Raw genomic sequence first — 24,006 nt, forward strand, 5'->3', positions numbered from 1 at the left:
ACCGCCGTCGCGCGGACGAGAGTTTTTTCAAGGAAAGCAACTTTAAGGTACAGAAAAGTGAGAGTTTTAATCTGCTCAGGTCGGTTTTATGCCGACACCCATACCATTACCCACGTGCTGGATTTATATGCCCGCACGCAGACTATCAACGTGCTGATTCACGGGGGGCACCAGACGCTGGGCGGCGCGATAGAAAACTGGGCGCGCGGTATCGACGTGCACGTCATTCGCTACCCGGCCAACTGGGCGCTGCACGGCAAATATGCGGAAACCAGGCGCAACCTGTTTATGCTGGAAGACAGCCGCCCTGACGTGCTGCTGGCTTTTCCTGGGGGAGAAGACACGGCGGAGTGCATAAGAATGGCGCGCAATTCCGGCGTGAAGGTTATCGAGATTTAATGCAGACGGGCTGCGACAGATTTATGTTACCGCAGCCCGATTTTTCAGGCCGCCGCTGGCGCCAGGTTAACGTCTTTGAGGAACTCGGTAATACGCGGATTCTCTCCGCTGCGCAGCGCCTGCGGGGAGTCATCGCAAACCACTCGTCCTTTTTCCATAAACACAATTCTGTCCGACACGCTGAACGCGAAGTTCATTTCGTGGGTGACGATCACCATCGTTATCCCCTCGCCCGCCAGGTTCTCGATCACCTGCAGCACCTCATTCACTTTTTCAGGATCGAGCGCTGAGGTAGGCTCATCGAACAGCATAATTTGCGGGCGCATCATCAGGGCCCGGGCGATAGCCACCCTTTGCTGCTGCCCGCCGGAAAGCTGATGAGGATATTTGTGAGCGTGCTCCAGCATGCCAACCTTGCGCAGCAATACGCAGGCCTCACGCTTTAGCTCTGCATCCGTCGCCAGGCGATGGTAGTGCGGCGCCAGCATCAGGTTTTTCATTACCGTTAAGTGCGGGAACAGGTTAAATCCCTGGAAAACCATGCCGATATTCAGCCGGTGTGCGGCGTTTTCCACGTACTGAGGCTTCTGAGCCCCCTGTTTTTCCAGGCGAATAAACGGCTGCCCGTTAATCAGGATCTCCCCGTTATCCAGCTGTTCCAGGCCATTCAGCAGGCGGATAAGCGTCGTTTTCCCGGAGCCGGACGGGCCAATCACCGACACCACTTCCCCAGACTTAATATCCAGGTTAACCGCGCCAAGCACCTCCACGTTGTTATAAGCTTTATGTAACTTACGAGCCTGCAGCGCGGGAACGTCTGACGCCAGCGGCGCGCGTGATACCAGCCCGCTTTCCTGCGCGGCCATCGCTTCCAGTTCGGCTTCCGGCAGGCGGGCGGTTTTGCGCTGGGTGACATCCAGCCGTTTTTCCAGCAGCTTCAGCAAGAAGTCAAAGACCGTCACGATAAACACATAATAGAAAGCCACCGCCGCCATGGTTTCCATCACCAGGAAGTTTTGCGAATAAAGCCGCTGCCCGACCATCAGGATCTCGGTCAGCGAAATCACCGAAACCAGCGAGCTTAATTTCACGATGGAGATGTATTCGTTGGCCAGCGACGGCAGCGCCACCCGCAGCGCCTGCGGCACGATAACCAGCCACTGAATGCCTGCGTAGCGCAGCCCCAGGGCGCGGGCGGCCTCACGCTGACCACGAGGAATGGCCAACAGGCCGCCGCGGTGGATCTCCGCAATATAGGCCGTTTCGCTCAAAACCAGCGCTATGAGCCCCGCCCAGAAAGGGTCGCTCAGCAGGGCCGAACTGCCCGGCAGCGCCTGGGGCAGGTTATAAACAAAGATAAGCAGCACCAGCAGCGGCAGGCTCCGGAACAGCCAAATATAGGCCCGCGCCGGTAAAGAGAGCCAGGGAGAGGCGGCCTGTTTACCCAGCGCCAGAAGAAAGCCAAACCCAATACTGATTATCCAGCTCAGCAGGCTCAGCTTAATCACGGTCCAGGTCGCCTGCCAAAAATCAGCGTTGCTGAACAGGCTGAATAAATAGTTCCAGTCAAAAGACATATCCGCACTCCCCGGCGATGGTGATTACAAACTGCTGGCCTGAATTTCGGCTTCGGACGGCTCCGCCAGGTGATACTTTTTCACTAAGGCCGAGTACTTGCCGCTGGCCTTAAAGGCCGCAATCCCGTCGTTCAGCTCTTTTTTCAGCTCAGGGTTGGTTTTGCTCACCCCCAGGCCCACCAGCACCGGGTACAGCAGTTCCGTCGAGGTCACCGCCAGCCGCCCTTTCATTTTATCCACCACCTGACTTGCCACGGCGGCATCGGTCATCTGTACTTCTACCGCGTGGGAAAGCAATGCCTGGGTGGTTTGCGGGTCGGTTGAAAACTCGCTCACCGCAATCGGCTTCAGCCCCTGCTTGACGCAGTAGTCGGCCGACAGCGTGTGCAGTTTTTCCAGCCAGTAAGTCCCCTGCATCGACCCGACTTTATGCCCGCAAAGCTCTTCCGGTTTGGTTGGCTTAAAGCTGGCGTTGCTGAGGGTCAGCAGCGATTCGCCGGTTTTCAGGTATGGCACCATGTCGATAACCTTCTGGCGCTCGGGGGTGATAAACAGCGCGGAGGCAATCAGCTCGAAGCGCTTCGCCTGCAGGCCGGGGATCAGGCTGGTAAAGCGGGTATCCACATAATCAGGTTTGAGCTTCATCGCCCCGGCAACGCCGTTGATAAATTCAATATCAAAACCTGCGGGCGTTTTGCCGTCGAGGTATTCGTAAGGCGGGAAGGTAATGTCGCTCCCCACCGTAAGCTGGCCGGGGGTCATCACGGCGGCCTGAGCCCCGCCGCTGAGCAGTAAAGGCAGCGCCGCCGCCATGCAGGTGAATAACGCCTTGCTATGTGAAGATGTAAACATGCGATGACTCCAGTGCAGGTGATAAAACATTTTTTATTGGCTCCGTAACGGAGGCGCTTTTCACAGCTTATGGTTTCGCCCTGGCTACTGCCTTGCAATATATTCGCCAGGACGATAATCATTCGGTGAGCGTTTGCGATTGAGCCATGCTGCAGGAGAAAGGCACGGGGATAAAGGACGAAAAATATGCCTTACCTCTATAAAAAATTGTTTTAAGGCAATGGCTATTTTTTTGCACCAGCGCAGCGCAATACTTTAATTCCCAACAGGAAAGCGAATAGAGACATATTTCAGACAGATAATAGCGATATAAAATATTTATCCGCACCAAAAAAGTGCAGCTTATTTTTTTATTGCCACTTTTTGGGGATTATTCGTGACCAATAAAAATGAAAATATTTTTTCTGAGCATCATTTTTACCGTTAACGCCTACCACGGCGGCATCTGGCACAGGCTTTGCTACTAACAGAAATAACTGGATAGCCTGAAACTATCTTGCAAGGTCCACTGCCAATAAAAAACCGGGGTTAGCACCATGACACATTTCACGCTCAAGCAGCTCAAGTACTTTGTCACCGTCGTTGAAGCGCAGAGCATCGCCGAAGCCTCAAGGCAGCTGCATATCGCCCAGCCATCGGTTTCTATTGCCATCAAAAACCTGGAAGACACCTTTGAGCAGCAGTTTTTTATCCGCCACCACGCGCAGGGCGTTTCGCTGACGCCCGGCGGGCTGCGGTTTTATGAAAAAGCCCGCGAGCTGCTGCGGCTTTCATACCAGTTTGAGCAAAATGCCAAGGCGGATAACGACCTTGTGTCCGGCACCATCGCCATCGGCTGCTTCGAATCCGCAGCCCCGCTTTATCTGCCGAGGCTTATCGCCGGGTTTCGCAAGATTTACCCTGAAATAACCATCCGGCTGTACGACGGCGAACAGAATGAGCTGACCCACGGGCTGCATCGCGGGCGCTTTGACCTGGCGTTTATGTACAACCTCGAGCTGGAAAGCACGCTGCATACCGAAAAGTTGAACGCCCCGCAGAAGCCTTATGCCCTGCTGCCTGCGGCTCATCCACTGGCGAAGAAAACGTCCGTGACGCTGAAAGAACTCAGCCGTGAACCGATGATCCTGCTGGACGTCATCCCCAGCAAAAGCTACTTCATGAATATTTTCACCGACAAAGGCCTGCACCCTGAGGTGGCCTACAGTTCGCCGTCGATAGAAATGGTGCGCTGCATGGTCGGCCAGGGAATGGGGTTCTCGGTGCTGGTCACCCGCCCCTGCACCGACGTGACCTATGACGGCCAGCGCGTTACGCAGGTGGAAATAGTCGATGATATGGCCGCCTCAACGCTGGTGATGGCTTATTTACGCCATAACGAACCGACGCGCCCGACGCGTTTATTTATGGATTATTGCCGTACTTTTGAACTGATGCCGGAGGGCGTGATTGAAGAGTAAAAAAGGCGTGAAGCGTAGCCTTAAAATACAGGAAATTCATAGCCTGTAGATTGAGGCTAATTTATTTATGCCTTATCCCTAGATTTATAATATTTTACGGAATGTCTGCCGCTCAATAACCTTGTGCCATAGCGAAGCTGCGCTGAATCTTATTTCCCGGCCCCAAGGAAACAGACATGACCGTAATAAAAACACAAACAGACACTCTAGTGATTGGCGCCGGCCAGGCCGGGATCGCCATGAGCGAGCACCTGACGCGCCTCGGTATTCCGCATCTGGTGCTGGAGAAAAACCGCATTGCCGAAGCCTGGCGCAGCGGGCGCTGGGATTCGCTGGTGGCGAACGGCCCGGCCTGGCATGACCGTTTCCCTGGGCTGGAATTCAGCCAGGCCGATCGGGACAGCTTTATCCCTAAAGACGAGGTAGCTAACTACTTCGAAGATTACGCCCGCAAGTTTGAGGCTCCGGTAAAAACGGGCGTAGAGGTAAAAAGCGTGACGCGCAATCACGGCAGGCCGGGTTTCACCGTGGAAACCAGCGACGGCATTGTAGAAGCGAAGCATATCGTCGCCGCAACGGGGCCTTTCCAGCGCCCGGTCGTACCGGCCATTGCTCCGGAAGATGGCAGGCTCTACCAGATACATTCCGCTGCCTACAAAAACCCGGCGCAGCTGCCTGCCGGAGCCGTATTGGTGGTGGGCGCGGGCTCATCAGGGGTACAAATTGCCGACGAGATCCAGCGTTCGGGCAAGCAGGTTTATCTCTCCGTCGGCGCGCACGACCGCCCGCCGCGCGCTTACCGCAATCGTGATTTTTGCTGGTGGCTGGGCGTGCTGGGGCTGTGGGATGCGGCGGCCAATCAGCCCGGCAAAGAGCACGTCACCATTGCGGTGAGCGGCGCTCGCGGCGGCCACACCGTTGATTTTCGCGCCCTGGCGCATCAGGGCATTCACCTCGTCGGCCTGACTCAACGCTTTGCAGATGGGAAGGTCTTTTTTGAAGACAACCTCGCGCACAATATCCGCCAGGGCGATGAAAGCTACCTTGCCCTGCTGGACGCCGCCGATGCCTGGATTGCCCGCAACGGCCTTGATCTGCCCGAGGAGCCGCAGGCCCGCATCTTCCCGGCCGATCCGCTTTGCGTCACCCAGCCCACGCTTGAGCTGAACCTTGCCGAGACGGGGATCGCCTCGATTATCTGGGCGACCGGCTATGCGCCGGATTACGGCTGGCTGCAGGTGGACGCTTTTGATGCCCAGGGCAAACCCCGTCACCAGCGCGGCGTTTCCAGCGAGGCTGGCGTCTATTTCCTGGGGCTGCCGTGGCTGTCCCGCCGGGGATCAACGTTTATCTGGGGCGTGTGGCATGACGCGAAATACATTGCCGACCACATTGAAACCCAGCGCAATTACAGCCGCTATTCCGACGCTTCCCAGCGCTAACCTCTTGCCAACAAGGAATTGACCGATGCCGACACATACTCGTATTCGCATGTTTAACACCAAAGAAACCTACCCTAACCAGTCGCTGAACAACGACCTCTGCCAGGCGGTGCGCGCCGGTAACACCGTCTATGTTCGCGGCCAGGTCGGAACGGATTTTGAAGGGAAGCTGATTGGGCTGGGCGACCCGCAGGCGCAGGCCGAACAGGCGATGAAGAACGTTAAGCAACTGCTGGAGGAAGCCGGGAGCGACCTCTCCCACATCGTCAAAACCACCACCTATATTATCGACCCGCGCTATCGCGAGCCGGTGTATCAGGAAGTGGGCAAATGGCTGAAAGGCGTATTCCCGATCTCCACCGGCCTCGTGGTTTCTGCCCTCGGCCAGCCGCAGTGGCTGATGGAAATCGATGTCATTGCGGTGATCCCTGACGATGCCGAGGGGAAAAAATGACATTTTCTATCGCCGCACGCTGCCGGGAAACCGGCCAGCTTGGCATCGCCATTAGCTCATCCAGCATCGCGGTCGGCGCACGCTGCCCGTGGCTGATGCCGGGCGTCGGGGCGGTGTCGAGCCAGAATATAACGCTGCCCGCGCTGGGGCCGATGGTGCTGTCGAAGCTGGGCGAGGGTGTTGCGCCGCAGGAGGCTCTAAAGCTGGTCGTCAGCGAGCATCTGCACGGCGACTACCGGCAGGTGACAGTCATCGACAGCAACGGCAAAACCGCCTGTCACAGCGGCGAGAAATCATTGGGTATTTATCACGCCGTGGAGGGGGATAACTGCGTGGCGGCAGGCAATATGCTGGCCGATAAAACGGTGATTAACGCCATGATCGAGCGCTTCGAAAAAAACTGTGGCACGCTGGCAGACCGGCTGATTGCCGCGCTTGAGGCGGCGCTGGAAAAAGGCGGCGAAGCCGGGCCGGTGCATTCGGCGGCGTTAAAAGTCGTGGATACCGTCGCCTGGCCGGTTATCGACCTGCGCGTGGACTGGGCGGACAAGAGCCCGATAGCCGAACTGCATTCGCTCTGGCTGGCCTATAAACCACAAATGCAGGATTACCTGATCCGCGCACTCGACCCGCGAGAAGCCCCCAGCTATGGCGTACCCGGCGATGAATAAACGGCTGCTTCCCTTATTGCAAAAGCTGCTGTCGCGGGACACCACCAGCCGCGAGTCGAACCTGGCGTTGATCGAGGATATTCGCGATTACCTTGCCGGGTGGGGCATCGACGCAGAGCTGTTTCACAGCGAGGACGGACGCAAGGCCAATCTTTATGCGGTACTTGGCCCCTCAGGTGGCGGCGGCGTAATGCTGTCCGGGCATACGGACGTGGTGCCGGTAGACGGGCAGCCGTGGAGCGTTCCCCCTTTCGACATGACCTACCGGGATGGCCGCTACTACGGGCGCGGCGCGGCGGACATGAAGGGCTTTATCGCCTGCGTGCTGGCCTCCGTGCCGGCGTTTCTCGCACAACCGCTGAGAATGCCGCTGCACCTGGCCTTCTCCTATGACGAAGAAGTTGGTTGCCTCGGCGTGCGCAGCCTGGTGGAGTATCTGCGCGCCTCAAAAGAAAAACCCGCGCTTTGCATCGTGGGCGAGCCGACCGAAATGCGCCCGGTTTACGGGCATAAAGGCAAAATAGCCCTGCGCTGCGAAGTGCACGGCCACGCCTGTCATTCCGCCTATGCGCCGCAGGGCGTGAACGCCATTGAATATGCTGCCCGGCTCATCGGCAAGCTGGGCGAGGCTCGCGAGGCGTTAACGCAAACGACGGATGCCCGCTTTGATCCTCCGTTCAGCACCCTGCAGGTGGGAACGATCCGTGGCGGCAGCGCATTAAATATTGTCCCCCAGGAGTGCCAGTTTGATTTTGAAATCCGCTACCTGCCGGAGGTTGATGCCGCCGCGGTGGTGGATGACGTTCAACGCTATGCGCGACAAACGCTGGAACCCGCCATGCAGCGCGTTTCCCCGACAGGCGCGATTCGGTTTGTTCCCCTGAGCCACTATCCCGGCCTGCTGACGGACGCTCAGTCCGAATTTGCCGGCTGGCTGGCGCAGTGGTGCGGCAGCGATGAGTACAGCACGGTGGCATTTGGCACCGAGGGCGGGCTTTTTGATGAAGCCGGGATAGCCACGCTGATTTGTGGCCCCGGCAGCATGGATCAAGGGCACAAACCCGATGAGTTTGTGGCCGAAGAACAGCTGCACAAATGCATGGCGATGCTGGACAACCTGCGCCAGTGGATGAATGCCTGAACGCTGCGTAGCGTCTGCAGGAAAAAACCAGCGAACATATGTGACGCAACAGCAAACCAACAGAATTTAATCCTTAAAAATATCATTATTTAAATCATTAACCCCAAAAACGGAAAGGGCAGCGGCAAATAACCAGTGTAAATATGGGTTTATTCCTTATCGTTGAGCCATTATTTACTCTTAAGGAGGATGATCGTGGAGGATTAATAGTAATAACGCCCTGCTTTCAAAACATTTCATTCACAATAAATTAATCTAATTATTACATAAGGGTTTTGCTGTTTAGCTTATTAAATACGGGTTAGATGAGGGTCATTTTCTTATTGAAAACGACCGATTTAGCCCTGGGGTTGGTAGGGATGTCCGGGTTCAAAACACGCTTATTTTTGCTTAATAAAAACAGCCAACGCCTGCTATTGTTGTGCAGTGGCTTACTGCTTAGCATGCTGGCCGCACTGATTGTCATCGCCATTTTCAAACCCGCTGGAAAGCCGCTGGATGACAGAAGAGATCCTGTTGCTTTACTGGTTTATAGCTGGGAGGCGGAGGCCAGCTCGCACCTGACGTCCGCGAAAATCTTCCATTCGGCGGATGCGGAGACCCGCAAGGACATTTTATTGATGGTCTGGAACGTGAAACCCGACCTTCTGGCGGGTAAAATGTCCGTCTCAGCCATGCCAAATAAGGCCATGAAATGGGTGCAAAGAGAACTTAGGGAGTCTCTGCGCATCGCTTTGCTTCCCTCTCCCGCTTCACGCTGCTTACGCCCCGGGACGGAAGAACAACCCAATATTTATAAGCAAAGCATCGTGGCAGAAGCCGGATCGCATGGACAACCCCCGGAACAAGCTATTGAAGAGAATCATCAGTATGAAGGGCAAATTCAACCGTCAGGGGCAAGCCTTAGGGGCATTTTCTCACCAGAGAAAATCGATGCACGCCATGCCGTCTGACGGGGCATAAACGGTCCTGCTTTGTCTTTTCAGCAAAGGGTTGTTAGCCTTTAAGTAAAATAACGCCCGACAGCAGAATGCTGCGCGCTTTCCTGAATCAAAAATGGACGAGAAATGAAAACGTATTTCCCTTCCTGGCTGCAGCAAACCGCTATCCTGCTTTTGTGGGGGCTGGTCTATTATCTGTCCGGGCTTATCTCATTAAAATTTGACGACCCAAACTCTGCCATAGCGATTGTCTGGTTCCCATCGGGCGTCGCCGTAGCGGCTTTTTTGTCCGCCCGCTGGCGAGACTACCCTGCGCTTATCCTTATCTTCGCGCTGGCAAGCGTACTGCTGGACGAAGCCTGGCAGAGTATTCCACTTTTTTTAACCACGCTGGGTTATTCGCTGCTGGCGATGCCCGCCAACGTTCTCATTGCCTGGCTGGTGCGCCGTTTCTCGCGGCCAAATGACGACCTGCACGTCATCCTGCTGTGGATTTGCGCCACCTTTGTCGTCAGCGTGTTCGATGCGCTTATCGTCGGAGGGGGTTATGCATTTTTCACCGACCAGCCAGTGGCGAAGACTATCTCGAACGGGTTCGTTGCCGATGTGACCGGGATCTTCTTCGCGACGACCGTCGTCATGGGCTTCGTGAATAAACGAGGTCCCCGGGCCGCTCTCGCCTGGTCGACCCGCCTGGCAGGTCTGGCGCTGTTGCTGCTGATTTGTGCAGCAACAGTATTTATCTTCGACTACAGCGGAACCTGGCTCAAAACCGAGGCCGCCGCGCTCTATTTTGCCCTTTCTTGCCTGCCGATTGTGCTGACGATGATGCTTTCCCTGGTCTGGGGCAATCGTGGAGGTTCCATCGGCCTGCTGGCGTTGGGCGCCATCGTCATCCACTTTACCGACCAGCATCAAGGGCCTTTCTTTCTTCACGGCCTTAGCTTTACCGAATCGCTACTGCTGGCACTGAGTTACCTCTCGGCGACCGCCTTGCTTATCGTATTTGTCCGTGTGTTAAGGCGCTCGACGACCCGTTTTAACCCGGATACCGGCAGGCTTGCGGGTAACGGCATACTTTATCGACTGGAGCCTGAAACCGGCGTATTCAGCTGGGAAAACGATCTCTCGTCACTGCTGGGCGCGGGTTACCCGGCAGTGTTTGACACCGTCGAGCGAGTGCTGGGTTATGTACATCCTTCAGATCGGGAAAAACTCAGGCAGCACTGGCTCGCCCCCGTTCAGAACAAACACAAGCCCCTGATATTTCGTATCAAGACGAATGACGATGAGTGGCTAACGCTGGTTGACAGCGGCGGCGTTGCCATGTCAAACGGCGGCAAGCGCATTATTGTCGGAAACTGGCAGGCCAGCCATTACGATCTGGCTATCTAAATCTAAACACGGACGTGATGACTTTTTAAGGAGAGACAGGCTTGTGATTCAGATTGCGTTGTTACTGTTCGGCGTCGACTTTATGCGCTCCAGGGTCAAATACCTGATCCTGCTTGGCAGCCTGTGGAGCCTGCTCGGGCTGGCTATTTTCCTCGATGGTCTGGACGGCGTGACCTACTTCCCCCTGCGCTTTTTTGGCCTGCTTTTGCTGCTGGAAAGCCTGGTGACGCTCAGCATTGCTTCCGGCGGCGTCGGGGCGCAAAAAGCGGTGCTCTACTTTAAGGGCGGCATTTTTTGTTTCGTCTCGCTGCTTATATTATCCAACCAGTCCTACAGTAATTTACTGCTGGCCATCGTCTTTGGTTTTGCCTATTTCGTCATTGGCCTGTTCGTTATTTTCTCGGCGTGGATTGTGCGTTTCCCTCACTGGAAGAGCACCCTGGCGACCGGTTTAGCGCAAATTATATTCGCTTTTTTTATGTTCAGCCCGTGGCCAACCCATTATAAAGCCACGGTTTCGTTCTTCCTGGGCACGCTGATGATTTTCAGCGGTATTCATACCGTCCGGCTTGCGCTTCGCGTGGCGAGGCTACGGGAAGGCACCTCGGTCTTCGATCTCCTGGTGCCTGCTGGAATCGGTTTTGAAGTGAAAAAAGGGGCTGACGCAAAGCCGAAGGTCGCAGAGCCGGAGCACGCTGATTTTCGTGAGCCGCTAACCGTACACATCTGGACCCCGGAAGGCACCGCCAGCGCGTCGACCATTCCGCGCCCGGTTATCAATCGCTATATTGCCGCAGTGGACTCAGAAGGGGTTATATCGACGGGCCACGCCGCGCTTGAAGTCCCGCCCGGCCTCTACATCAGCCTTTATCCTGCAGAAGACATCGACCGCTCGCCGGCCGAGTTTTTGAACACGCTGAAGGCCACGCGCGATAACGACGTGCCGGGGACGTTCCAGCCTGACTATGCCACCGAGGCGGCAGAGTGGTGCCAGTCAGATCGCAAAATCTACTTCCACCAGTACAACGGCAAAGCGTTGCAGCGTTTCTGGAGCGCCTACAAGCTGACGAAAACCTATAACCTGACCTATCGCAATTGCTCCAGCAGCGTTGCCTACGCCCTGGAAGCGTCGCTGGATGGCGTGCTCTCAAAACGCACGAAAAGCGGGCTATCGATACTCAGGACGCTCGCCATGCCTGAACTCTGGATAGCCGCTCAGGTACGCAAACGCGCCATTTCTATGGCCTGGACACCGGGACTGGTGATGGATTACGCCAGAGCGCTGCGCAGCATCGTTCACCCTGTCCCCGAGCCCTGGTATCAACGCTTCTCCTTCAAATGGCGCGACGACAGAAAGGCCGGGGAATAACGCGCCAGTCAGTGGGTAACAGACTTTGAGAAAAGCTGAATAATTATGATGCCCACGGCAATAAACAGCATGCCTGCGATAGCTGGCAGATCGAGTTTCTGCTTATAAAACAGGAATGACATCACCGAAACCAGGAAGATCCCCATTCCGGCCCAAATTGCATAGGCAATACCAATATTCATGGTCTTTACCACCTGGGAAAGACCGTAGAATGAAATCGCATAGCCCACGACGACAACCACGCTGGGAACCAGCCGGCTAAACCCGTCGGAGGCTTTCATCATGGTTGTGGCCAGCGTTTCAGCGCAGATAGAGATGGCGAGGATAACGTAAGTATTAAGCATCTTTTTTTCCCGTTGTATAAAATCCTCGGGAGAGTATAGAACTTAATGAGGCGCGGAATTTCAACAACGGGGAAATCACGGGCTCGTTAAGCTTTGTGTCATGCAGAATGGTTGCGCCCGACTTCCGGGAGCGAGAGATAGGTCACTGAAATTTAATGCGATTAGTGCTTGAATAATTGGCGGAGAGAGGGGGATTTGAACCCCCGGTAGAGTTGCCCCTACTCTAGTTTTCGAGACTAGTCCGTTCAGCCGCTCCGGCATCTCTCCGTTCTGATGGTTGCCATCATGCCAGGTTATGCGGCATTTTAACAGTCTGGGTTCTTTCGTTTCAGTTCAAACGATGACTTTGCGAGCAAGTAACATGATTAAGTGGCCCTGGAAAGCAAGTGATTCAAGCCCTGACCCCGCTTTGCCGTGGGAACAGGCGTTAGCTATTCCCGTTCTGGCATCCCTCAGTGAAACCGAGCAGCAGAAATTAGTTAGCCTTGCGGAAAGGTTTTTACAGCAAAAACGGCTGGTGCCGCTGCAGGGTTTTGAACTGGATGAGTTGAAGTCCACTCGTATTGCGCTGCTGTTTTGCCTGCCCGTGCTTGAGCTGGGCATCGAGTGGCTGGACGGTTTCCACGAAGTTCTGCTCTACCCCGCGCCGTTTATCGTTGATGACGAATGGCAGGACGACTTCGGCCTGGTGCACAGCCAGCGCGTGGTGCAGTCCGGGCAAAGCTGGCAGCAGGGCCCCATCGTCCTGAACTGGCTCGACGTGCAGGACTCCTTCGACGCGTCCGGGTTTAACCTGATTGTTCACGAAGTTGCCCATAAACTGGACAGCCGTAACGGCGACCGCGCCAGCGGCGTTCCCCTGATTGCTTTGCGCGACGTTGCGGGCTGGGAACATGACCTCCACGCCGCGATGGACAGCATTCAGGATGAAATCGACATGGTTGGCGAAAATGCCGCCAGCATCGACGCCTATGCCGCTACCGACCCGGCAGAATGTTTTGCCGTGCTTTCAGAATATTTTTTCAGCGCCCCGCAGCTTTTCACGCCGCGTTTCGCTTCACTTTACCAACGTTTTTGCCAGTTCTACGGGCAAGACCCAATACAACGTCTAGTTGAGCGCGAAAACTCACCCGGCATTGCCGGAAATACGGTGCATTAAATCAGCAACGCGGCTTAAATTTAATCATATGAATTAATGCGTTACTTTTACTGTTGACAGTTTTTATGGCTAAAGCTAATATTCGCCCCGTTCAAACGATTCCTCTGTAGTTCAGTCGGTAGAACGGCGGACTGTTAATCCGTATGTCACTGGTTCGAGTCCAGTCAGAGGAGCCATATTTGAGAAGCCTGCTTAGGAAACTAAGCGGGCTTTTTGCTGTGCTGCTATCCACTAGAGTGGCAACTCAAAGATGTTTCTTTGAGTTGCTCTTAACTCAGAAATCAATCTGTAACTATTGCTTTATTTTCAATAATCAACGCATCTTCTTTTATCAAAGTACCTTTTAAAAGGAGTTGCTCGATGACATCTACAATCACCTTACGTAATGTTCCGCTGGTTGCCTTAAACCCAAGTTTTCTGGAAATCGAGGTGACAATTTCATCTTCAGTTGCGCCATAATTATTTCCTACAACCTCAATGATTCCGGCAGCAATTTCTTGAGGAGGTAACATTTCAGATTTACGCAGCCCTGGCGACTCAACATTCTGCCTGTTTCTTAAAATCATCGTTGATTTTTTATGCATCAAGAATTGACCATCACGATCAATATCTTCTTTACCGCATACCAGGCTGATAGCTCTATTAACAACGGCTTCAATTCTGGCTCCAGCACGTTGTAATCCCCAGGCCGTTCGTAATCTGGTTATCACCTCACTCACATGCACCGGGGACTCAACCTCAATTATCTGTTCTACCATTTCACTAAGAATTCCTAACGGCGTCTCATGTAATTCGTAACCCAGATGAGCAACAAGCGTCGCCTCTACATACGTGTGATGAGATTCACGTGAAGTTTCAGAATCAACAAAGCCGATTTCGACAACCGGGCCTCTATCAACGGTAACAATTTCAACAGGTACCGCTCGTGCTCTTTGTCGTACTTCTTCGCTTCGTTCTGAAAGCTCTTTTTTAGCGGATTCAATCGCTTGAAGTGTGCGTGCCAGCTGCTCTTCAGGGCGCTGGAACCAGTCAGTACTCCAGATTCGATGGATAATCCATCCATGATCTTCTAGTACAGCCTGGCGAAGACGATCGCGTTCACGAGCTGAACGCGATGAGTGGTAAGCGCGACCATCACATTCAATCCCCATTAAATATCGCCCTGGCATATCAGTATCTGCGATGGCTAAATCGATGAAGAAACCAGCGATACCTACCTGAGGATGGACCTGGTAACCGGCTTTTTGCAGCGCTTCAGCAACCTGTTCTTCAAATACACTATCCATTTCTTTTTCTGAACGCTGAGCAAGCGATATTCGTCCCGTACGCGCATATTGCAGGAAGAGTTTGAAGGCGAAAACGCCCTTCCCTTTTGCCCGCTCTAAATCAATATCTTCATCTGTAATGGATGCGTAGACTTCACATCGCCGTTTGGCCCGACTTATCAGAACATTCAACCGTCGCTCACCACCTTCGGCTCCCAAGGGGCCGAAGCGCATTGCTATATACCCTTGTGCATTTCTGGCATACCCGACAGAAATCATAATTACATCACGTTCATCGCCCTGCACGTTCTCAAGGTTTTTAACGAAGAATGGTTCACTCGGATGAGCATTAAAGAATGTCTCCAGATCGGGGTTTAAACGTCGTAATAACTCTAGTTCGTCCTGTATAGCCTTACGTTGTGACACTGAGAAGGTTGCAACACCGAGTGATTGTTCAGGATATCTACGAGCATGCTCCATAATCGCTTTAGCGACGGCTTTTGCTTCTATAGTATTAGTTCCCTTACCGCCAGATTCGAAAACGCCATCGGGAATATGATGAAATTGCAGGCCCATTCCCGCTTCCTGCGTGTAGGGGCTCGGTACAATAAAGAGTTTATTTTCGTAGAACTGGTTATTTGATACTGCAATTAATGATTGATGGCGGCTTCGATAGTGCCATCTCAACATACGCTGAGGTAATCCCCTGGCAACAAATAACCCCAGAACGCTTTCTATGTCAGAAACTTGCGATAAGTCATCATCCTCATTTTCCGCAGATTCTGTCATTTTCGCGAAGAATCGTGTTGGAGGGAGCTGTCTTTCATCACCTACAACCACAACCTGTTTACAGCGAGCAATTGCACCAATCGCATCAACTGGCTGTATCTGACTTGCTTCATCCATAACAAGAAGATCGAATTTTTGTTTCCCGGGGATCAGGAATTGGGCAACGGATAATGGGCTCATCATCATCACTGGCTTTAATGCTTGAATAGCCACGCCAGCCTTTAGCATTAATTGACGGATCGGCAAATGGCCTCTTTTTTTCACCATTTCCGAGCGTAGTATCCCCACAGGGCCAACACCACCAGTCCTGGCGGGTATTTGCCGATGATGTGCGCGGGCAACTTCAAGGCTGGCAGCTTTGATGCGTTTAAGATCGAGCTCAGCAAATCCTCTGACCTGACGAGAATGAAGCTCACCATCAAAACGAACCAAATCAGGCTCCTCTGAAGCCATTATTTTAAGTAACGACTCAAAATAGGTACGCTCAACAACTGGAATAGCGGAATCCAGAGCCAGACTCCCACTAGCGAGATTTTCAACTACCTCAGATAAACCATATGCTCTGGCCTGAGTAATGCGGTGCTGATAAGCAACCCATTTAGAAAGTTGTTCTGAATTCGAAATCCATGTACGAAGTTTTTCGCGTACAGCTGAGATATTTAATGTTTCAGAAACTGAACCATACAGATGTTCTACCGTGCCCCTTAAATCCACCGCAACAGCTTCAAGCTCAGTCCTGAGCTTACGGCTAACCAGATGTGTTGCTTGCGCATATTCGGCGGTTTCTTTTCTGTTTGCCTGTTTAGCCGCAACAAAACGTAGTGCACTATTGTCTTCAAGCCATACATAGGCCTGCGCCAGATAATCCCAGTCGGATGACAACGATTTCCAATGCTCATCAAAAGCATTTGAACCCAGAGAGTGTTCCGCTCGTATTTCCGCAATCCGATTTTGTAGCTCAATCAAACGAATAATTAACTGGCTACGCTCATCGATATTAACTGGTGGCGTCACCATTACACGAGCACACTGTTCATCAATATGAATAAGCTTTTGAATTATTTCTTCAATGAAGACAAGCGACACTCGAGTGATCGATATTTGGTTTGAAAAATGCTCCTCGGCTGATAAACCAAAGGCATTCCATAATATGTCTAACTGAGTCCTCACCTGCAGTAATAGCTGGTTGAGCTGCTGCGAACGAAGCTTAACGCCTTCACGATCAATAAGTCGACTGGCTAATAGCCTCGCTTCAGTTCCAACACCACGCAGCGTTCTCATCCATTCAACTAATGCCATTAAAGAAACACTGTCGCTTTTTTCACCACGCCAATCACGACCAAAAGCTGACTGACCAAAGTCATTGCCTTCCTTGATTTTTTTCCTCTCACCCTGGGCTACAATTAACGCATCCAGTAATACCAATTGCTGGTCCATGGGCAGAGAACGATCGCGCAATAAAGACCCTACAAGCGCCTTTGCTTTTCTCCAGTCACCGCTCAAAAATTTAAAAATACCGGTATGGCTCGCCAAATAATTTCTGGCCGCCATCACATCTGTATTCCAGGAAATCTCATTCATTTTAGAATCAATAGATTCACTGATCGATTTAAAAGAAGTAATTGACTCAACAAGTTCTGCTGCCTTTTCCACGCCATGATCCCATACTGATGCAATAAATGCATCGGGACTGGCGTCAGGGGCCGCTGCAATCCTTTCCCCCAAAGCTATTAGCCGCTCAATTTCCTGAATCGTGTAATATCCTTCCTGAGTACCAAGTTCTTCATGTAAGCGGGAAGCATCAAGCCGTAACTTCGCTAACTGTTTTTCCAGAGCACGCGCGGCGGTAAAACCACTTATCTGGAAATCTCCTGGAAGTGTTGCCAGAGACTCTTCAAGTTCATCGACAGGCGTTTCAATTTCTTCGGCAATGATGTCATTTTCAAGGTTTAATCGGGCTAGCTGATACTCTTTGCCTAATACAACAAGTCGCTTAATAGCAGGCATTTCATCTTGCCAACTGGTTGAAGTCAGGGCCCGGGCTGATAAGTCAGGTGCTTTCTTTATACACTCTGCTATATCAACTAATTCGCTAACTGAAGAGAATAAATCTGGAACGGGTATCACCTCCAGTTTTTCTGACAGACTGGCCATATCATCAGCAAAACGTTCAACGTTATCTTCCAGATGTTGCAAACGCACAAGCAATTTTTCCAGATCCATTGGCAAAATCTGCTCAAGACCAACGCCATTCCACGGGTGACGATCGGGAATACCAATATCCTGAATTCTTTCAACTATTTCTCTTACAAGATCAAGTCGCTTGTTGAAATCGTCGGCATTCCAGTTTTCAAATTTTTCGAGACTAAAATCAGGAGCTGCATGACCTGACTGACGTAACCGAACCAGATTGCCCATGACCTGATAAGGTGTGAATGTCGAGGGATGATATATTTTGTGCAGCCTTGCCGGATGCTCATTCAGTTTGTCCCTGGCATCTGTTAAATTTTCAACTAGTGCTTCAGGGAATTCCCCTCTAGGCGATCCTAACTCCCAGACCCTTTTTAACTCTTCCAGAAAAACTTTTTTGTTTGCCTTATTACTGTGTAGTTCTAAGCAAGCATCTCCCACTCCTGCATAGTCGAGACGACGTTTAACAACTTCAAGCGCGGCCATTTTTTCAGCAACAAACAAAACTGTTTTCCCGTCCGCGACAGCTGAAGCAATAACATTGGCTATTGTCTGGGACTTCCCTGTTCCAGGCGGCCCCTGGATAATCAAGTTTTTCCCCTGACGCACGTCGTGGATAGCAAGGGTTTGAGAAGTATCGCTATCCATAATATGGAGCATATCTTTCGGAAGGATGAAAGGATCTATAGGTGTATCATCATGGAGTCTCTCATCTGGTTCATCAAACCCATCAACCATTAGGGATTGTATAAGAGGTTGGGCCGTGATGTTATCGCCTTCAGGCCAGTTTTCCGGGTCTAAGTCACGATACATTAGAAACTTAGCGAAGGAAAAAAATCCCAGCGTGATATCGTTTTCCTGAACACCCCAATCTGATTTTACCTGTACTGCCTGGGCAATTTCATCGATGTATCTGGAAAGATCAAACGCATCATCTGTATTGAGCTTGGGCAGTATAATTTCATGAGTTCGCTGGAGATAAGCTTCCAGAGAAAGGTTTTCAATAATTTCATCTTGCCTTGCCCGCAGTTTAAATCTTTCACCAACGGTTCCGCGCTCAAGAGAAACAGGAATCAGGATTAAAGGTGCATACCTTACGTTCTCTTTATTGTTAGGATCGATCCATTTTAAGGAGCCCAATGTTAAATAGAGAATATTTACACCTTGTTCTTCCTCTAATGTTCTGGCGTCATGGTATAGATCCAGCAATTTTTTTTGCAGCCCCTGGAGAGTCAATCTTGTTTGAAGCTTAGTGTCCTGATGCTCGGCACGGATAGCATTTGGGGCAATATCATCATCAAAAATGAGTGATGCTTCATTTATGTTCACCGCATCAGGATCGTTTTCCATCTCTTCAACATCAATTAACTCTCCTTTTCTACCCGCTCGTCCTGGCAAAAAAGTGAATGCTTTGCCTTCTTGTACGAGAAGACGATAGATCTCAGTAGACCTCTCGTCAGTAATTTCCAAAAGTTTCGCTGTCTTAGATTTTGGTATATTTAGGAGTTTATTACGCGCAGATAAGTCAAGAAGCTCCATGCGCGCTCGTTCGAGTTTTTGCTGAAGGGAAAGACTATTATTCTTAAATAGTGAATCTTCGTTATCATTCATAGCAGATGTTCCACAGGTTTCTTGAAGACGTATTGAGCATCCAGCCTATGATAGGTCGGAGGCATTCAACATCAGAATGTCGGTATCTTAGCTATTTTTTTGGGGTTATTCTAATTGTAATTTATATAAAACCCCCAAATCGACCAATGTATCTTAAGCCGTGCTTTACATGTTGATTCCATACAGTACAGGTTGTTATATCCTATAACTCAGTCATCAACATCTTCACCTGATAAAAACAATCCAACAAAAAAACATATCTCTTACGAATTAAATAACGAAATCATCTAAACATGCGCGCATTATTATGATTTATCACTAACAGCGAAGGTATACCTCACACATAACCACATACTCAGTCAACTGTTGTCTAAGCTAATGTCAGCCAGAAATACTAAACACTTGAGAAAGGCTTTCCCGTTGCCAGCCGCCCAATTACGCCGTATGTTAAATCCCCTTCCCTACCCCTGATTTAGCTGCTCTGCACGAGGAAGAAAAATGGAATCATTGTTTGTTTACGGCACGCTTCGCCCCGGCCATGTTAATGCACATATCATGGAGAACATCGGCGGAGAGTGGCGGCCTGGCTACGTGAACGGGACTTTTTATGAAAAAGGTTGGGGAGCCGCCGCCGATTTTCCCGGCATCTTGCTGGACAAGAACGGCCCGGAGGTGCACGGCTATCTGTTTATATCTCCCAACCTGCACGAACACTGGCCGATGCTGGATGAGTTCGAGGCCGGTTACGATCGTGTAGAGATTGATGTCACCACGCTTGATGGCAGGACGGTGACCGCCTGGATTTATCAGCTACAGCCACGGGTTATTGGAATAACAAAGAAGAAAGCCCAACGGCCATCACGACGCCCATGACGACCTGCACGAGGACAACCAGAAATGCGAGCACGCCAAATACGGTGATTTTTCTGCGAAGAATGCATGTCACGCCGGATAATACCGCGCTAAACAGCACTATTTTAAGCAGATAGCTCAGCGGCACCAGAGCAGGGAGGTTGGCATGTATCCCGACGATACCTACGAGCCCAAGAAGAAATCCCCCGCAAAAACCCCATCCCCAAAACGTCATCGGCAAACTGAGTTGCCCCGTGACCAGTCTCTTCAACACAACGCTATCCCTTTATAATGTTTATATGTAAACGCCAGTTATCTGGCTTATTCAGTACGGTAATGTGCCGTATATAATAACCTCTTCTAATACGATTCAATGCCGCTAAATAAAAACCATAACCTACCAAAAATAGTAGGCCTGCCTTTTGTTTTTCCAAAATAGAAAAGCCCGCCGGGTCTCCCACGGCAGGCCTGGAAACATACAGACGTCAGCTTAAATCATGCAGGTCTTTATTCAGCGCGTCGCTCAGCACAATATCTTCGAAGTTCACCGCCAGCCCAGTTCCGGCGCGATGTGCTTCAGAATAGATTCGATTACGTGCACGTTATAGTCCACGCCCAGCTGGTTTGGCACGGTTAACAGCAGCGTATCGGCTTCGGCAATCGCTTCATCCTGCGCCAGTTGCTTAATGAGCAGTTCCGGTTCGGCGGCATAGCTGCGGCCAAAAATAGCCCGGGTTTGTGGGTCGATGTAGCCCACCTGGTCGCCTTCTTTGCCGCTGCCGCCAAAGTAGTTGCGGTCACGCTGATCCATTAACGCGAAGATGCTGCGGCTGACGGAAACGCGCGGCTCACGCGCATGGCCCGCCTCTTTCCAGGCGGCACGATAGGCGCGGATTTGCTTCGCCTGCTGGATATGGAACGGCTCGCCGGTTTCATCGGTTTTCAGCGTCGAGCTTTGCAGGTTCATCCCTGACTGCGCGGCCCACACAGCTGTCGCGTTGGAGCTTGCTCCCCACCAGATTCGCTCGCGCAGTCCGGCAGAAAACGGCTCAAGGCGCAACAACCCCGGAGGATTGGGGAACATCGGCTGCGGGTTCGGCTCGGCAAAGCCTTCGCCTTTCAGCGCTTCGAGGAACACCTCGGTATGGCGGCGAGCCATATCGGCCTCGGTTTCCCCTTCTCCAGGCACATAGCCAAAGTAGCGCCAGCCGTCGATCACCTGCTCAGGAGAGCCGCGGCTTATCCCGAGCTGCAGGCGTCCGCCGGAAATCAGGTCGGCAGCACCGGCATCCTCCACCATATAAAGCGGATTCTCATAACGCATATCGATAACGCCAGTGCCGATTTCAATACGTTTAGTTTTTGCCCCAATGGCTGCCAGCAGCGGAAATGGCGAGCTTAGCTGGCGAGCGAAGTGATGCACGCGGAAGTAAGCGCCGTCCGCGCCAAGCTCTTCTGCGGCAACGGCAAGGTCGATAGATTGCAGCAGCGTGTCTGCCGCAGAGCGCGTGCCGGACTGGGCGGAGGGCGACCAGTGGCCAAACGAGAGAAAGCCAATCTTTTTCATCGGATATCGTCCTTAGACTCGGGGTAATCGGCCTACAGTGACAAAAGTTTCGCCCCAAACGCCAGCAAAATATTGAGATACCGCACTAAACGAATCACCGGTTTGATCGGGGCCAGGCACAGCGCCTGACGATTGTAATCAAAAAGTAAATGTCGTATAACAGGCACCTCCGAGGGGTGTCCTGTATGGGCTGAGATGGCGTAAGCCGAACCCTTTGAACCTGATCTGGGTCATGCCAGCGAAGGGACGGTCGGCAATTTCGCCTGTGTTATTGCCTGTTCATACCTCTGCGCGCCCGGATCTCCACTTACACAGGAGGTCCCATGTACACCCCACTTTTCGAAAACGGTCTTTACGGACGGCTGCGTCAGCAGGCCGGTCGCCACTGGCAGGATTACGTCGATCATCCTTTTCTGCAGCAGCTTGCCGCCGGAACATTGCCCAAAGCAGCATTTCAGCGCTATCTGACCCAGGATTACCTTTTCCTGATCCACTTTGCCCGTGCCTATGCCCTTCTGGTGAGCAAGCTCCGCACGCTGCCCGAAATGCGCGCCGCGACCGCCTCTCTGAATGCAATAGTTTCTGAACTGCCGCTCCACGTGGCCTGGTGTGCAAGCTGGGGTTTAGACGAGGAGCAGATGGCCGCCCAGGCGGAAGCACCGGAAACCATGAATTACACCCGCTACGTGCTGGATATCGGCCATTCAGGTGACGCGCTCGATCTGCTGGCCGCCCTGCTGCCTTGCGTGGCTGGCTATGCCGAAATCGGACTTGGCTTGCTGCACAGCCCCGACACGGTAATGGAGGGCAACCCCTACGCCACCTGGATCCGTAACTATGGCGATGAGGGCTATCTGGCCGGGGTGCAGGCCGCTGTTCAGCTACTTGAAACCGTAGGGCGTCAGCGCGGGGCAGAGAGCCGCTTCGCCGAGCTTTCGCAAATATTCACCACCGCAACGCAGCTTGAATCCGCGTTCTGGCAAATGGGGCTGAATGCCTCATGACCGAAAGCCATACCTCGCCGGGCATTCAGGTTCGCGATCTCAGCCTGCGGTTTGGCAGCCAGACCATTTTTGAAGGGCTGAATTTTGATATTCCTGGCGGGAGCTTCGTTGCCCTGCTGGGCGCGAGCGGTGCCGGTAAAACCAGCCTGCTGAAGATTATCGCCGGGCTGGCGCAGGCCAGTGCCGGAAACGTGACCTGCAGCGACGGCCAGCCCGTTGCCGGGCGCATAGCCTGGATGGGGCAGAAAGATTTGCTTTATCCCTGGCTGAACATCGAGCAGAACGTGGCCCTGGGTTCGCGCCTGCGTGGCGAGACTGTTGATCGCCAGTGGACGGCGCATTTGCTTGAGCAGGTTGGGCTGGCGGGCTATGCCAAAGCTTTGCCCGTCGCGCTGTCGGGTGGTATGAGGCAGCGCGCAGCTATCGCCAGAACGCTCTACGAACGGCGGCCGATAGTGCTGATGGACGAGCCGTTTTCGGCGCTGGACGCCATTACCCGAACGGCGATTCAGGATCTGGCGGCGGAGCTGCTGGTAAAAAACACCGTGCTGCTGATCACCCACGATCCTATGGAAGCCTGTCGGCTCAGCCACCGCCTGCTGGTGCTGTCCCGCTGGCCTGCGGGCATCGATGATACGCATGTTATTGCCGGGCAACCGCCTCGCGCGCCGGACGATGTTGACCTGCTGAAAAGCCAGGCCAGCCTGCTGCAACAGCTGATGAGGGCCGCAGAATGAGGTCACCCTCAGAAAGTCATGCTACTCGCCTGTGCCGGGGGCTGACCGTCTTCGCCGGGTTGCTGCTGCTCTGGTATCTGCTCACCCTCGGCAATATTCCCGCCTTTCTTTTGCCTTCACCTTCGGCGGTGGCGCTGGCGTTATGGCATGGCCGCGACTATCTCGTCTGGCACACGCTGGTCACCGCCTCAGAGATTATCAGCGGCCTTGTCCTCGGCGTGCTGTTCGGCGCAGGCCTGGCGTTGGGCATGATGTTTTCCCCCCGCCTGCAGCGCTGGCTAATGCCGCTGGTGCTCACCAGTCAGGCAATCCCGGTCTTCGCCCTGGCTCCGCTGCTGGTGCTGTGGTTTGGCTTTGGCATGAGCGCCAAAGTGGCGATGGCCGTACTGGTTATCTTCTTCCCGGTGGTGTCGTCGTTCTTTGACGGGCTGCGTCGGGTGAACAACGACTATCTGGACCTGGCCCGCACCATGGGCGCTTCGCGCTGGGCACAGCTGAGGCACGTGCGGCTGATGGCGGCGCTGCCTGCTTTTGGATCAGGCCTGCGCATGGCGGCCGCAGTGGCCCCCATCGGGGCAATTATTGGCGAATGGGTCGGCTCTGCCGAAGGGCTGGGCTACGTCATGCTCAACGCCAACGCCCGTATGCAAACCGACGTCTGTTTTGCCGCGCTGTTTATTTTAGTCCTGATGACCGTTCTGCTTTGGCTGGCGGTAGATGTCCTGCTGCGGCGGTTGATCGCCTGGTCGCCTGAAAACACTGAATAACCGTCTTAATTAAGGAACCA

At 52.8% G+C, this 24,006-nt stretch carries 20 protein-coding genes, 2 tRNA genes and 1 riboswitch; of the genes, 15 read left to right on the forward strand and 7 right to left on the reverse strand.

The genetic code is table 11. The features are described from left to right. The first annotated feature begins 57 nt into the window (after positions 1 to 57). Positions 58 to 399: a DUF2493 domain-containing protein gene (locus ACE38U_RS01820; RefSeq protein WP_176982059.1), complete on the forward strand. Its 342-nt coding sequence runs from the start codon at positions 58 to 60 to the stop codon at positions 397 to 399. Between the two features lie 44 nt (positions 400 to 443). Here ACE38U_RS01820 and ACE38U_RS01825 read toward each other — a convergent pair whose 3' ends face one another. Together ACE38U_RS01825 and ACE38U_RS01830 are read right to left on the reverse strand one after the other, a co-directional pair. Continuing rightward, positions 444 to 1,976, reverse strand: a complete 1,533-nt coding sequence (locus tag ACE38U_RS01825; RefSeq protein WP_375529043.1) for an amino acid ABC transporter permease/ATP-binding protein — start codon at positions 1,974 to 1,976, stop codon at positions 444 to 446. A gap of 24 nt (positions 1,977 to 2,000) precedes the next feature. Next, a complete protein-coding gene (locus tag ACE38U_RS01830; RefSeq protein WP_081948205.1) occupies positions 2,001 to 2,828 on the reverse strand; it encodes an ABC transporter substrate-binding protein in 828 nt (275 codons plus the stop codon). Positions 2,829 to 3,364: 536 nt separating this feature from the next. Between ACE38U_RS01830 and ACE38U_RS01835 the strand changes: the two genes are divergently transcribed. The 8 genes from ACE38U_RS01835 to ACE38U_RS01870 all read left to right on the forward strand — a co-directional run bounded on the left by ACE38U_RS01835 (position 3,365) and on the right by ACE38U_RS01870 (position 11,701). Then, on the forward strand, positions 3,365 to 4,288 hold the full coding sequence (locus ACE38U_RS01835; RefSeq protein ID WP_038481548.1) for a LysR substrate-binding domain-containing protein: 924 nt from the start codon (positions 3,365 to 3,367) through the stop codon (positions 4,286 to 4,288). A gap of 176 nt (positions 4,289 to 4,464) precedes the next feature. Beyond that, positions 4,465 to 5,730, forward strand: coding sequence for a flavin-containing monooxygenase (locus tag ACE38U_RS01840; RefSeq protein ID WP_375529044.1), 1,266 nt, complete (start codon positions 4,465 to 4,467; stop codon positions 5,728 to 5,730). 25 nt (positions 5,731 to 5,755) lie between these two features. Beyond that, positions 5,756 to 6,184: a RidA family protein gene (locus ACE38U_RS01845; RefSeq protein ID WP_038481542.1), complete on the forward strand. Its 429-nt coding sequence runs from the start codon at positions 5,756 to 5,758 to the stop codon at positions 6,182 to 6,184. Further along, entirely contained in the window at positions 6,181 to 6,855 is a 675-nt protein-coding gene (locus tag ACE38U_RS01850; protein WP_375529045.1) for a DUF1028 domain-containing protein, read from the forward strand. The genes ACE38U_RS01845 and ACE38U_RS01850 overlap by 4 nt, the downstream gene beginning before the upstream one ends. Continuing rightward, complete coding sequence (gene argE, locus ACE38U_RS01855) at positions 6,848 to 7,996, forward strand: acetylornithine deacetylase (RefSeq protein WP_375529046.1); 1,149 nt, start codon at positions 6,848 to 6,850, stop codon at positions 7,994 to 7,996. The genes ACE38U_RS01850 and argE overlap by 8 nt, the downstream gene beginning before the upstream one ends. Positions 7,997 to 8,319: 323 nt before the next feature. Further along, positions 8,320 to 8,949 (forward strand): hypothetical protein, encoded by a 630-nt coding sequence (locus ACE38U_RS01860; protein ID WP_375529047.1) that lies wholly within the window; start codon positions 8,320 to 8,322, stop codon positions 8,947 to 8,949. 114 nt (positions 8,950 to 9,063) lie between these two features. Then, positions 9,064 to 10,332 (forward strand): MASE1 domain-containing protein, encoded by a 1,269-nt coding sequence (locus ACE38U_RS01865; RefSeq protein WP_375529048.1) that lies wholly within the window; start codon positions 9,064 to 9,066, stop codon positions 10,330 to 10,332. A gap of 43 nt (positions 10,333 to 10,375) precedes the next feature. After that, positions 10,376 to 11,701 carry an HdeD family acid-resistance protein gene (locus tag ACE38U_RS01870; protein WP_038481533.1) on the forward strand — a complete coding sequence of 442 codons (1,326 nt, stop codon included), beginning with the start codon at positions 10,376 to 10,378 and terminating at the stop codon, positions 11,699 to 11,701. 8 nt (positions 11,702 to 11,709) lie between these two features. On the opposite strand, the gene ACE38U_RS01875 is transcribed toward ACE38U_RS01870, so the two are convergent. Further along, positions 11,710 to 12,045, reverse strand: coding sequence for a DMT family transporter (locus ACE38U_RS01875; RefSeq protein WP_038481530.1), 336 nt, complete (start codon positions 12,043 to 12,045; stop codon positions 11,710 to 11,712). Positions 12,046 to 12,222: 177 nt separating this feature from the next. After that, a tRNA-Ser gene (locus ACE38U_RS01880) sits at positions 12,223 to 12,312 on the reverse strand. Between the two features lie 94 nt (positions 12,313 to 12,406). Here ACE38U_RS01880 and mtfA point away from each other — a divergent pair. Beyond that, positions 12,407 to 13,204, forward strand: a complete 798-nt coding sequence (gene mtfA / locus ACE38U_RS01885; protein WP_038481526.1) for a DgsA anti-repressor MtfA — start codon at positions 12,407 to 12,409, stop codon at positions 13,202 to 13,204. A gap of 100 nt (positions 13,205 to 13,304) precedes the next feature. Further along, positions 13,305 to 13,380 (forward strand) — tRNA-Asn (locus ACE38U_RS01890). Positions 13,381 to 13,485: 105 nt separating this feature from the next. Here ACE38U_RS01890 and ACE38U_RS01895 read toward each other — a convergent pair. Next, positions 13,486 to 19,059, reverse strand: a complete 5,574-nt coding sequence (locus ACE38U_RS01895; RefSeq protein ID WP_375529049.1) for a DUF3320 domain-containing protein — start codon at positions 19,057 to 19,059, stop codon at positions 13,486 to 13,488. Positions 19,060 to 19,557: 498 nt separating this feature from the next. Between ACE38U_RS01895 and ACE38U_RS01900 the strand changes: the two genes are divergently transcribed. Continuing rightward, the gene (locus tag ACE38U_RS01900; RefSeq protein ID WP_375529050.1) at positions 19,558 to 19,932 is read left to right on the forward strand and encodes a gamma-glutamylcyclotransferase family protein; all 375 of its coding nucleotides are present in this window, start codon (positions 19,558 to 19,560) and stop codon (positions 19,930 to 19,932) included. Here ACE38U_RS01900 and ACE38U_RS01905 read toward each other — a convergent pair. Further along, complete coding sequence (locus ACE38U_RS01905; protein ID WP_375529051.1) at positions 19,883 to 20,185, reverse strand: hypothetical protein; 303 nt, start codon at positions 20,183 to 20,185, stop codon at positions 19,883 to 19,885. The genes ACE38U_RS01900 and ACE38U_RS01905 overlap by 50 nt on opposite strands. Positions 20,186 to 20,455: 270 nt before the next feature. Further along, the gene (locus ACE38U_RS01910; RefSeq protein ID WP_375529052.1) at positions 20,456 to 21,478 is read right to left on the reverse strand and encodes an LLM class flavin-dependent oxidoreductase; all 1,023 of its coding nucleotides are present in this window, start codon (positions 21,476 to 21,478) and stop codon (positions 20,456 to 20,458) included. A gap of 162 nt (positions 21,479 to 21,640) precedes the next feature. After that, a riboswitch (TPP riboswitch) is annotated at positions 21,641 to 21,742 on the forward strand. Between the two features lie 59 nt (positions 21,743 to 21,801). Here ACE38U_RS01910 and tenA point away from each other — a divergent pair. Genes tenA through ACE38U_RS01925 form a run of 3 tightly spaced genes read left to right on the forward strand, consistent with a single transcriptional unit; the run spans position 21,802 to position 23,986 of the window. Further along, positions 21,802 to 22,482, forward strand: coding sequence for a thiaminase II (tenA, locus tag ACE38U_RS01915; RefSeq protein WP_375529053.1), 681 nt, complete (start codon positions 21,802 to 21,804; stop codon positions 22,480 to 22,482). Next, positions 22,479 to 23,219 carry an ABC transporter ATP-binding protein gene (locus tag ACE38U_RS01920; protein WP_375529054.1) on the forward strand — a complete coding sequence of 247 codons (741 nt, stop codon included), beginning with the start codon at positions 22,479 to 22,481 and terminating at the stop codon, positions 23,217 to 23,219. Before tenA ends, ACE38U_RS01920 begins: the two co-directional genes overlap by 4 nt. Then, positions 23,216 to 23,986 (forward strand): ABC transporter permease, encoded by a 771-nt coding sequence (locus ACE38U_RS01925; RefSeq protein ID WP_375529055.1) that lies wholly within the window; start codon positions 23,216 to 23,218, stop codon positions 23,984 to 23,986. The genes ACE38U_RS01920 and ACE38U_RS01925 overlap by 4 nt, the downstream gene beginning before the upstream one ends. Positions 23,987 to 24,006 lie beyond the last annotated feature (20 nt).

It is taken from the genome of Cedecea selenatireducens (assembly GCF_042138895.1).
Lineage (GTDB): Bacteria > Pseudomonadota > Gammaproteobacteria > Enterobacterales > Enterobacteriaceae > Cedecea > Cedecea selenatireducens.

Excerpts from the sequence above, each read along its gene's own strand:
- ACE38U_RS01825 (WP_375529043.1), bottom strand. The coding sequence starts at position 1,976 with ATGTCTTTTGACTGGAACTATTTATTCAGCCTGTTCAGCAACGCTGAT.
- ACE38U_RS01830 (WP_081948205.1), bottom strand. The coding sequence starts at position 2,828 with ATGTTTACATCTTCACATAGCAAGGCGTTATTCACCTGCATGGCGGCG.
- ACE38U_RS01835 (WP_038481548.1), top strand. The coding sequence starts at position 3,365 with ATGACACATTTCACGCTCAAGCAGCTCAAGTACTTTGTCACCGTCGTT.
- ACE38U_RS01840 (WP_375529044.1), top strand. The coding sequence starts at position 4,465 with ATGACCGTAATAAAAACACAAACAGACACTCTAGTGATTGGCGCCGGC.
- ACE38U_RS01845 (WP_038481542.1), top strand. The coding sequence starts at position 5,756 with ATGCCGACACATACTCGTATTCGCATGTTTAACACCAAAGAAACCTAC.
- ACE38U_RS01850 (WP_375529045.1), top strand. The coding sequence starts at position 6,181 with ATGACATTTTCTATCGCCGCACGCTGCCGGGAAACCGGCCAGCTTGGC.
- argE (WP_375529046.1), top strand. The coding sequence starts at position 6,848 with ATGAATAAACGGCTGCTTCCCTTATTGCAAAAGCTGCTGTCGCGGGAC.
- ACE38U_RS01865 (WP_375529048.1), top strand. The coding sequence starts at position 9,064 with ATGAAAACGTATTTCCCTTCCTGGCTGCAGCAAACCGCTATCCTGCTT.
- ACE38U_RS01875 (WP_038481530.1), bottom strand. The coding sequence starts at position 12,045 with ATGCTTAATACTTACGTTATCCTCGCCATCTCTATCTGCGCTGAAACG.
- mtfA (WP_038481526.1), top strand. The coding sequence starts at position 12,407 with ATGATTAAGTGGCCCTGGAAAGCAAGTGATTCAAGCCCTGACCCCGCT.
- ACE38U_RS01895 (WP_375529049.1), bottom strand. The coding sequence starts at position 19,059 with ATGAATGATAACGAAGATTCACTATTTAAGAATAATAGTCTTTCCCTT.
- ACE38U_RS01900 (WP_375529050.1), top strand. The coding sequence starts at position 19,558 with ATGGAATCATTGTTTGTTTACGGCACGCTTCGCCCCGGCCATGTTAAT.
- ACE38U_RS01910 (WP_375529052.1), bottom strand. The coding sequence starts at position 21,478 with ATGAAAAAGATTGGCTTTCTCTCGTTTGGCCACTGGTCGCCCTCCGCC.
- tenA (WP_375529053.1), top strand. The coding sequence starts at position 21,802 with ATGTACACCCCACTTTTCGAAAACGGTCTTTACGGACGGCTGCGTCAG.
- ACE38U_RS01920 (WP_375529054.1), top strand. The coding sequence starts at position 22,479 with ATGACCGAAAGCCATACCTCGCCGGGCATTCAGGTTCGCGATCTCAGC.
- ACE38U_RS01925 (WP_375529055.1), top strand. The coding sequence starts at position 23,216 with ATGAGGTCACCCTCAGAAAGTCATGCTACTCGCCTGTGCCGGGGGCTG.